The organism is Mycobacterium sp. DBP42 (assembly GCF_005924235.1).
In the GTDB taxonomy this organism is placed as follows: Bacteria; Actinomycetota; Actinomycetes; order Mycobacteriales; family Mycobacteriaceae; genus Mycobacterium; species Mycobacterium syngnathidarum.
Map to the genome: position 1 here is coordinate 1 of NZ_VCMY01000030.1, position 9,987 is coordinate 9,987.

Here is a 9,987-nt window from a genome sequence, read left to right on the forward strand (position 1 = left end):
AGAGACAGGTTGTTTTCCGAGGCGGCCCTGCCGCCTCCGGATTAGCGACCGGGCAAGCCCGGTCGAATCATGTTACCCGCCAACCGCTTACGCGGTTGACTCGAATCGGTTTGCGCCGCGCCGGCGACCCGCAACTCTCGCCGCTGACGCGGCGCGATGACCGTAACCACACCTGCATCTCTCCCATTTTCCATTGTGCTACAACCGCTTTCGCGGTAAACACCAAACCCCTTGCCTACCAACACCATACCCTCATCATACACCAAAACAACCAACACCACTGCACCACAACACAATCCACCACAACGGCGCTCACGCGCCAACACCCAACCACCTACCCAGCCATACCCGAATCACCCACTCCGGAACAAACCGACCACCACCCACACAATTACGCCGCAATGCACAGATCCGCTACACGCTCACTGCCGGCCGGATCCCCGCGATCAGCCCTCGCAACTGCTCGGGCCGCATACCGCTTTGCAAGGCGGTATCGAGCATGCCGGCCATACGGTGCTCAGGATTCTCCGCCAGCGCCGCCTCCAGCGCGATACCGGCCACCGGCCCCTCACCGCGCAGGAAACACGACATTGCTAGCAGCGTCAACGCTTCAGCCCGGAACGGCGCAGGCAATACCCGCGCCAACCGCGTCCACAACTGCTCAGCCGCCATCATCTCCTCTAGCCCGCCCATGTTGAACAGCGCATCGCGCACCCGTACGTCACCCAATGACCAGCCGACCCCAGCCAGCACCACATCTGGTAGCTGCCCTCCGCTTGCCGTCTGACGCATCGCATCCACGGCCAACCGCACTGCAGCCACGACATCCTCGACAGGTTCGGCCTCACCCACCAGCGGCGCGACCGCAGCAAGTCGCGCGTTGTCAACGGCCACCAGCTCCTCCAGCTCTGCACGGCAGCCAAACATACGTCGCCCTTCTGCCACTACCGCCGCCGCCAGCACCGAGGACGCAGGGTCATCGAGCACACCACCAGTTGCACTGTCATCGAGGCAGAACCAGCGTCCACCCGCCGCGATCCGATCGACCACGATCACCTCGAACAGCTGGCTTCCACGTCGCTCCAACTCCGACGCCGCTTCGCAAACCATCCCCCGCAGCTGCTCACTGCACGCTGAGCGCATCACCCCTTCCTCCGACACGATCACCGCCACCGCGCCATCGGCATCGGCATCCTGGCAGGCCACCAGTTCGGCCAACCTCCCCGCAGCTCCATCCGCCACGGCATCGCACAGATCCACCCGCATCACAGCATCCAGCCCACCCGCGCGGATCACGACCAACACCAGCGATTCCACCGGAGTAAATCCCAGTACCGCCACAATATTGCACACCAGATTGCCCAGCATCCGAACCTTTTTCATGACACATCCCTCCCGGGTTTTGAGGCCCGCCACGGTTGGCTTGCCCTACATCCGCGATTTTACGGATCGCCACCGACACAAAACCCCCTCTAAATACGCAGGTAGCCATCATCTTTCGGTCTACCTCCACCCCACCCATGTATCGGGTGGGGTGGAGGTAGACCGCGGCCGGCCAGCGGCCTGGTTCCGTGGTCACTCGGAACCAGGCCGCTCTTCACCACGGCTATCCGGACAACTTGTCCCACTGCCCCATCGCCATATACGTCCGGCACCAGCACATGCAGTCCCGAACGTGCTCTAAGCAGTCCTGACATGACCGGCAGTCCATGCAGTAGCCGTCACGGTCAACGAACCCGTCGCCGCATACCGCGCATCCGAAGTAGTCCAACCGTGCCGTCACAGCACCCACAGGCATCGGCCACTTCGGCGCATACAAGTAGTCGCTGTTGCTGTGCCAAATGCCCGTCCCGGTGTCCCACTGCCCGGCAGCCTCATTCACGAGGTACGAACTGCATCGATACCGGTCGTCCACCGTCAGGATCACCAGTTTGTTGGACTTGCCACACCACTGCGACAGCGCCCGTTGCACCCCGATCTTGTCGAGCCGACGAAACCGCGTAGGCAGGATCTCATCGGCGAACTTTCGTGTGTCCGATCGATCGTCCCCCGGCCCTGGATGCACGGCCTTGGGCAAGATCCCGTTGTGCGCCACCACTGTCTGTGGTGACCCACCCACTGGGAACGGGTGCACGTTGCCCACGCTCACACTTCCGTGGGTGGCCCACCGACTGTGGAACAGGGCCGGACCCTCTGGGTAGCGCTCTCGGGCCGTCACGAACGCGTCGAGCGCGTCGGCCAGGTCCAGCGACTTGCCCGCGATAATCGAATCGTCAGCCACAAGTGCCCAACCGTGGCCGTCCGGATTGTGTAGCCCGCCATTGAACAGGCCGTCCACATCGACGGGTGTTTCCGGCGGCAAATAGCTCAAAATGCACATGGTAGGTGTCTTTCGTAAAAGTGTGTGAATAGGTGGGCTATCGGCTGATTTCGGCGGCGAGGTACCGGTAGTTATGACGCTTCACCCATTTCGTGAAATGCGCCCAGGTGATTGCTTTGCCGCGAACCACGTCCTGGATCGTGATTGCCCTCGTGTACCGCACACTCGCATCGGCGAATTCCAGCGCCGCGTAAAATTCCTGCTCGTCCAGCGTGGACTTGAAGAACCTCAGCTCGAATGTCTTGGCGTTGTTGCAATTCACCGCGACATAGCGGTCATCGCGGCGGATCGTCTTCGCCTTGCGCGCCAATTCACCCGGCAGCGGTTTGTGGAACCCCGCCCAACGCTCCGACGACCGGCGCGCCAACTTTTCGAGTTCGACCACGTTGCGGTACATGAACAACAGCCACATCATCTGATGCGCCGCAGACTGCTTGCCGTCCCGCTGAAACGCGTTGCGGGACACGTGAACATGCAATCCGTACCCGTCGTTGACGTAGCACCCGGTATCTCGCAGGGAACACAGCAGTTCCGAGAACGGGAACTGCCGCGCCCATGCCAGCGTCATCGGGTGTGTGACGATTTCGACACCCCGAATCGACCCGTCCTCTTTCATATAGAGGTGGCGTTCGGAATCGTCGAAGTCGGCCACCGCATCGGCGATGGACGACTTCCGGCCACCGACTTCGAGTTCAATACCGAACAGTGTCTCTGTGCGGTAGTTGCCTTTCGGCCGAAACCGGCTCGGTCGGTAGTCATACGCGCGGACACGGCAATCCCGGTCATTGTCACTGCCGCACGGGCCGCAATTGTCGCAGCGCCACACTGCGCAGCTGTCACAGAAATAGCCGTAATTCGTGTCGACTTCACCCCCACAGCAATCGCAGTAATGGGTGGTGATGAGCGTGGTTGATGGCATGAGAAATGACGCCTTCCCTCTAGAACAGGCCTGCCTGGGCGGCTTGCCTTACAGCCCCATTCTATCGATTACCACCGACAAATTCCGGGTAATTCCCCTGCAGCACAAAGGGTTTTGCCCACCTACCACCACCCCACCCTCGTATCGGGTGGGGTGGTGGTAGGTGGGCCAGGGGATAACGTTGGACAGTTTTCCCGGCTCGCCGGGCGCCTGGTTGAGTTAGGCCGCGACGGTTTCCTCACGCCAGGAGGTTGCGCGCAGCGATTCTCAATATGAGCGCACGAGATAAGCTCCAAGGCCACCAGCGCAGCACCCTCGGGTCCCGAACGCACCCGGGTGATCCGGGAATGGGCCGCAGCCAACGGCCCTAAGGGTGTCTAAGCGCGGCAGGATTCCGGCTGCGATCGAGGCCGCATACAACGCAGTGCACTGACTGACCCCTACGTGGGCCGGGCGTTTCCTTGCTACCTGGTCTCAGGGTCTCAGTGCCAAGTCTCCGCGACTGTCCGTATCTGGGCTGATCAGGTAGTTGACTCTGCTGCGGTGGCGAATCGTACCGACTGGCCGACTTGCTCCAGGGCGTGTGCTCGCCGGACGGCTGCCACGCGCAAAACTCTGACCGGATATGGCGTGCCGCTTCGCCGCGCGCAGGCTTTCGGGTAGGCCGTCTCGAACTGCGCTTGGTCGTCGAGAATCCGGATGATGCTCACGGAGCCTTCGCCGCTGATCTGAAGGCTGCCGGCGGCCGCGGTGATGAAGTCGTCGATGGATTGCAGTTCGTCGAGCGTCGCGCCGGACGGCGGCTTGGTTCCGCGCTCCGACGTTTGAAAGGTTTTGACGTTGAGCCCCAACAGATGTGCGGTTTCCTTCTTTCCGAGCCCGATCGCCAGTCGGCCGGCGGTCAGGTCGAAGTGCCGGTCACCGCGAAAGACTTCTACGTCGCGGTCCCGGCGGGTCAGCTCGGCCGCGGCGCGGCCGACTGCAACGTGCTGAAGCGTCACCGGGTAGGCGGCCCTGCGCCGGTAGGTGTGCGCCTCGGGGTAGTCCAAGGTGAACAGGTCCTGGTCGAGCACCGCATCGAGTACCACGGTGCCCTCTGCCGGTGCTGCGGCGATCAGTCTGTCGGTCTCGCCGGACACCCAGGCTTCCATCGCGATCAACTCTTCGACTGCTTTACGCGCGATCAATTCGGTGGCGAGTTCGGGGCTGAAGCTCCACTCACCGGGTTCTTGCACGCGATATCGGGCGACGTTGATCCCAAAGAGCGGCGCGAGGTCCTCCGGCCACAGACTCAAGGCACTACGGCGGGTGGTCAGATCCCATTCCCGATACGGCGGGGGCAGCGGCTCGTCGATATCGACCTCCCTGCATCCCGCCGCAGGCAGTACCTCTGCCAATCCAGGACTCATAGTCGCACTTCCCTCCAAAAGTGAAGGCCTCGGGCCCGCCTGGTGCGGCTTGCCCACTACCTCAATGCTAACAGCGGAATCCGCACCCTCATGTCCATTCCCAAAGCCGCGGCAATGCTGAGACCAACCTGTCGAACAGATGCGGCCAGCCTTTCTGCAGCCATGCCACGTGCCCGTTGGCGAGCTTGCTAGCGTCCAGGATCGAATCGACGCGGATACGATGCTCAGGCGCCCCGAGTGCCGCCAGCTTCTCGTACAGCGGATTGAGCCTGACGTCGCGGCCGGCGAGGTACTCGAACACCTGTGCCCGTTGCCAGTCCCAGATTGGCCCGAGAGTGACCGTACCGTCCAGACGACGGACGAGCCCTCCGTATTCAGCGCGCACCTTCTCGCGGTCTCGTTCAGCGTGGGCCGCGGTTTCAACCGCTAGACGACTGCGATAGAGGCTGCGCCGTGCAGTCGATTCCTCGGACCGCACACCCCACAGTGACCCCTGACCGAATCGCTGGTGTGCTTGGCGCGCCGGACCGGTGATCATGATGTCGGCCAGACTGCCTTTCAAGGTTCGATCAGGGGCAGCGTGATCGAAGCCGCCTCCGGCGATCAGCAACGTCAGCAGGTCCGGCACTGCTGCGATCACGTGGAAGTTCAGCCCCCACGCAGCCGCCAGATCCTCTAGATAGTGGAGGGTTTCAGGAAACTGTAGCCCTGAGTCGTAGAACACGACGGGAATGTGTGGGTCGACCTGGCGCGCGAGGTCGACGACCACTGTGCTGTCTTTACCTCCGCTCCAGGCCACGAACCCGTCGTATTCGTCGAGATGGGCCCCGATACGGTCGAGCAGGTGCGCGTAGGTCTTCGGGCCGCGGCGGCGCGCGGCGATCGCCCGAAGAGTCTGCATGTCCATGGACGCCGCGGCGGCCGATGTGCCTGTCACCGCTGGTCGGTCAGGTCGACTGTCGCGGAGGGGAACAGCGCCAGAATGTACTCACGGACGTGTTCGGCAGCCTCAGGCGCATCGAGGATCGACTCGTCGGTCATTGTGTCGTCCCACCACCACCAGGTGCCTCGCCGCTTGAATCCGAATGGCGCCAACACCTCCCCATCGAGATGGTCTCGGGCAAATGTGCGGGCCACGCCAACCACGAACCACCAGTCGAGACCCGCGAAGGTGATAGTTCCGTCCTCGTCAGCCAAGTGGGACATACTGCGCGGCAACGTTACTCGCGCTATGCACGTTGACTTAGTGATGGTGGGGCGCCGCTTCACTGTCCGGAAGTGGCCGTTGCGGCCGGGAGCATCACGGCCAATCTCGAATCGGTTCGGGTGCACGATCCAGTCGTCTGTCATCACCACTCCTTGAGTTGCACGATGATGCGTTCGTCGAATCCGCCGTCAGCGGTTTCGTAGGGCGCGTGGCTGGCCGCCGTTGATTCGAAGATCATGCCGCGCGGCAGGATGTGGGTGGTGTCCTCTACGGAGTCGGACCGGCCAAGGTACATGCCTCTGCTGGTGACGATTTCGAAGACCACATGTCGGTTGCTGTCATGACCAGGTGTTTCGTGGATGTTGTGCTTGCCCATGGTGAATTGGTCGAACGCCACGAGAGAGCCGGGATGGAACGAGGACGGTAGGTCTTCGAGTGTGCGGACATTTCGGTGTGTGTCCGGCAGCTCCACCGCCACGTATACCTTGTGGGTGCGGTCGTTGAGTCGCTCGTAGGACTGAATCGTCCGGTCGAGTCGCTGTACGGTGACCCGGTCTTCGTCAGCGAGTTCATGGACGTCGCCGGATGCGCGGTGCAGTTCTCGGTTGATCCGACGCCATTGCCGGGGACTCTCGTCGCCGAGCATGGTTCGCACGGCCCGATGCTGGGACGCGTGCGCACGAGTCATGACCTGATTCTTGGTGGCAGAGCGAAGTTTGCGTTGACGTCCGCTCAGCGCTTCGCGGAATTCCCCTTGCGCCGGCAGGTCTGCGCGCAACCGTGAAGACTCAACGTGACTGACATCACGCGGAGTCGCCCTGTCCCGATCTCGTGTCGCCCGGGTCAGAGTTGTGTCATCATCGCGCAGGGCGTCATCGATCCTGTGGCTTAGGCGCTGGAAAGCACGCTCGCTCATAACGTCTTCGGCGACCTCCCTGGCCGCTTTGACGTCACGGTCGGTGATCGTGCCGCCCTCGACGTCAACCACCGGTTCTTGGTTGGGCCGGTTCGTTTTGGCACCCACGCGCTATCGCACTCCTGATAGAGGCAGTTGTCTCAACCAGCACATTCGCAGCCCAGGAGCTTTAGGTCAACGGAAAACGCTCGGGAACGAGGTGCGGCCCCGCACGCTGTTTCCAGCTGCTGCGGGACCGCCCGGGTGAACCATCACCCAACCCTTGTATGAATGTCGTAGCTACCACGATATCAACTGACCTATTGGTCGGTCGGGCTCGGCGTTATTGTGGGCGCCACTATGTTGTCCGACCCTGCTGCGGCGGCCTGGGTCGCTGCGGGCCGGCCCGATGTCGAGGCACCAGCACCGGTGCCGGGCCGGTGTGGTCGCTGCGGCACCGATGGCCCCACCGTGCTCAGTAGCCGCATCATCAGCGAGAAATTCACCGGGTTCGATACGTGGCAATTCGGATCCCGAAAGCTGTGCGTACCGTGTGCCTGGTCCTACAGCCGCCCTCCGACGCGCCAGCCAGCCATGTTGATTACGACCACCCACGTCACGGAGTACTGCGACGACGGCTCGGCCCTATGCCACGTGCTGACAGCCGGCTCGCTCACCCGCGCCCAGGCTGCCGTGGTGCCGACTGGCGGTGCTCGCCGGGGCCGTCACATCCTGCCGACCGCTGAATGGGGTCACCTAGCCACCGACAATTTCGTCATGCTCTGGGACGCGGCCGCAGCGCAACGCCTCAACGATGCCGCCTGGCTTTGGTCCCTGCTACGGGCTCTCCAGCAGACAACCACGCCGGCACTGCGCCCATGGAAGCGGCTCTGTGACCCCGCACCCCCACCAGCGCTCCTCACGTCCCATCCAAGACAACAGTGGGAACCCATTCTCGCCGCCTGGTCACGCCTGGGGCCTTGGCGATCGACCCCACCGGTGTGGGCTGCCACCAGGGCTCTCATCGCTAAACTCCCTGCAGCACCAGCACCGTGAGGTCCCGTGCCGACGCTCAGGACGTCGATACGCTGGCCTCTATGGCCGAGCTCATGCCAACCCAGCGATGGCAAGCGCTGGTCCCCGAACTTCCCCCTCACCGCAAGCAAGTCCTCGACGAGCCCGACCGACCCGCCCCAGCAGACACCGCTGAACGGCTCCTGCTGTTGCTGCATTACGCGATCGACTGGGAGAAAAGCTGGGTCGCCGACAGCCGCAAAACGTACTGGGATAAACAGTTGCCCGGACGTGTCCGGCACGCCGCCTATCGACACGATTCCCTTGATGGCTGGTGGTCAGAAGCGTCCGTCAGGCTCGGGGCCGCTTCACCCCGGCAGCAGGATCGACGTCTCGAACTGGCGATCCTCCTCGGTGAACCACCGATCCCGGTGATCACCGAGTTTCGTGAGCATCTCCCGGCCCTTATTTTGCGAGTACGGATCATCGCGGAAGCAGTTGCCGCGCAACGCCAAGTCGTTAATCTCGATATCGAGAGAGGTGAACCCCGTGCCGCTCAATAATGTTCGATTCGACATCGACATCGTGGCACAGTCCTCGATCGTGCACCGGGAGAATTACGGCGCGGAGGGCTCCGACAACTTCAGCTTGTTCCGCCGGGAAAAGATCATCACTGTCGACGACCGACCGATTCAGGTTCCCATCGTGTCCGGGTCGGGTTTCCGCGGTGTTCTCAGGCGCATAGGCGAGCAGTTCACCGCTGAGATCCTGGATTATGAGGGCATCCTGCCGATACCCGCAGCGCACTTGCTCACCAACGGCGGGCGGCTGGCCAAATCGGCACGCCCCATGACCGATGAGGGAGAGCGGCGGCTAAAACAGCTTCTGCCGCAAGTAGCTGTTTTCGGCGGCAACGCATCCGGCCGCGTTTTGTCCGGCCTGACGATCGTCGACAAGGTACTTCCCGAATTCGCTGAACTCGTCCACATTCTGAAACGCCCGCCACACGGCACTCCCCTGCCCTACATCTCAGCGATGGCCGACGAATCGTTCAGTCATCTCTCTGATCACCGCCGAGCGGGCCGCTCCGCACCGCACACCGATTCCAACGACAAGACCAGCCCGCTCGGGCAGTACGGCATGGAGACATTGCCCGCCGGCACCCGGCTCCAGACCGAGGTGACCATCAATAACGCCACCCCCAGCCAGTTGGCCTTCCTCCGCGACATCCTCGACACGTTCGCCCTCCGCGGCCATCTCGGCGGGCGGATCGCTGCCGGCCATGGCCGAGTCACCGCCACCGTCAGTGCCACCGTGGAATCCGGCGAAATGCCAGGCGCAGATGTCGACTGGGCCGCCGACCTCGCCACACACCGTGACGAAGCGATCCAAGTCCTCTCTGAGCTCACCTGACCCCATGATGATTCCGCTCCGCGTCACCGCCACGACACCGCACGGGGTAGTGCTGTCGAGGCCGTGGGGAATCGCGCTCGACGGCCTCCTGGCCTCGGTGCTGTGGCACCGGCGCAAGTGGGCTGCCCGCGAGGCTGGCACCTTCCTCACCTACCACCATGAGCAGTCACCCGAGCAGCTCGACCTTCCCCTGGCACGCTGCGGTGATCCTGAAACAGACCCCGACTGGCACTGGATGGCGACCTTCTCCGACCTCCACCCCAGAACCTATGACGATCCCGATATTCGTTGGCGGCTATCGCGCACCAACAGGCATCGCCTGCAAACTCTCACTCCCGAAGGCGGTAGCCAGGTGGTTTCCGACCGCAGCGGCCGCTATCAACACCGACTCATCCCCGTCATCGCCCACCCCGTCACCACCCTCACCTGGCGCGCAGTCGGCGACCCGGACCAGATAGGCGACCTACTGTCCTCCCTGTCATGTATCGGCAAGCACCGCGGTGTCGGGGAAGGCGTTGTCTCCCGGTGGAATATCACCACCGACCCTGATCGTGATTGGTGGGCTGCTGGGCACGAACACGAACCTGGCGTCCTCGGACGGACTATTCCGGTGCGCTGCTACCGGACGAATATTCATCACAGCGGCCCGACAGGACTGGCCGCCATCCGGCCTCCCTATCTCCACCCCATCAGCCGAACCGTCACGTACCCTCCCACCCGGTAACCAGTCGCCAGGCCCTCCACCTTGCT

Annotated in this window: 10 protein-coding genes; 3 read left to right on the forward strand and 7 right to left on the reverse strand. The window is 62.8% G+C overall.

The window, feature by feature from the left end; translation table 11 throughout:
* Positions 1 to 414: 414 nt before the first annotated feature.
* The 7 genes from E0T84_RS22460 to E0T84_RS32405 form a co-directional block, all read right to left on the reverse strand.
* Positions 415 to 1,383 carry a DUF4192 domain-containing protein gene (locus tag E0T84_RS22460; RefSeq protein WP_138745572.1) on the reverse strand — a complete coding sequence of 323 codons (969 nt, stop codon included), beginning with the start codon at positions 1,381 to 1,383 and terminating at the stop codon, positions 415 to 417.
* A gap of 223 nt (positions 1,384 to 1,606) precedes the next feature.
* Positions 1,607 to 2,380: a glucosamine 6-phosphate synthetase gene (locus E0T84_RS22465; RefSeq protein WP_138745573.1), complete on the reverse strand. Its 774-nt coding sequence runs from the start codon at positions 2,378 to 2,380 to the stop codon at positions 1,607 to 1,609.
* Positions 2,381 to 2,417: 37 nt separating this feature from the next.
* Entirely contained in the window at positions 2,418 to 3,299 is an 882-nt protein-coding gene (locus E0T84_RS22470; protein WP_138745574.1) for an amidoligase enzyme, read from the reverse strand.
* Positions 3,300 to 3,820: 521 nt separating this feature from the next.
* Entirely contained in the window at positions 3,821 to 4,708 is an 888-nt protein-coding gene (locus E0T84_RS22475) for a hypothetical protein (RefSeq protein ID WP_138745575.1), read from the reverse strand.
* A gap of 88 nt (positions 4,709 to 4,796) precedes the next feature.
* Positions 4,797 to 5,615, reverse strand: a complete 819-nt coding sequence (locus tag E0T84_RS22480) for a phosphoadenosine phosphosulfate reductase family protein (RefSeq protein ID WP_138745632.1) — start codon at positions 5,613 to 5,615, stop codon at positions 4,797 to 4,799.
* 26 nt (positions 5,616 to 5,641) lie between these two features.
* Positions 5,642 to 5,905 (reverse strand): hypothetical protein, encoded by a 264-nt coding sequence (locus E0T84_RS32765; RefSeq protein ID WP_371726223.1) that lies wholly within the window; start codon positions 5,903 to 5,905, stop codon positions 5,642 to 5,644.
* A gap of 152 nt (positions 5,906 to 6,057) precedes the next feature.
* The gene (locus tag E0T84_RS32405; protein ID WP_249383714.1) at positions 6,058 to 6,603 is read right to left on the reverse strand and encodes a hypothetical protein; all 546 of its coding nucleotides are present in this window, start codon (positions 6,601 to 6,603) and stop codon (positions 6,058 to 6,060) included.
* Positions 6,604 to 7,907: 1,304 nt separating this feature from the next.
* On the opposite strand from E0T84_RS32405, the gene E0T84_RS22500 reads away from it, so the two are divergent.
* Genes E0T84_RS22500 through E0T84_RS22510 form a run of 3 tightly spaced genes read left to right on the forward strand, consistent with a single transcriptional unit; the run spans position 7,908 to position 9,961 of the window.
* Entirely contained in the window at positions 7,908 to 8,387 is a 480-nt protein-coding gene (locus E0T84_RS22500) for a hypothetical protein (protein ID WP_138745579.1), read from the forward strand.
* Positions 8,374 to 9,237 (forward strand): RAMP superfamily CRISPR-associated protein, encoded by an 864-nt coding sequence (locus tag E0T84_RS22505; protein ID WP_138745633.1) that lies wholly within the window; start codon positions 8,374 to 8,376, stop codon positions 9,235 to 9,237. Before E0T84_RS22500 ends, E0T84_RS22505 begins: the two co-directional genes overlap by 14 nt.
* A 7-nt stretch (positions 9,238 to 9,244) precedes the next feature.
* Positions 9,245 to 9,961, forward strand: coding sequence for a hypothetical protein (locus tag E0T84_RS22510; protein WP_138745634.1), 717 nt, complete (start codon positions 9,245 to 9,247; stop codon positions 9,959 to 9,961).
* Positions 9,962 to 9,987 lie beyond the last annotated feature (26 nt).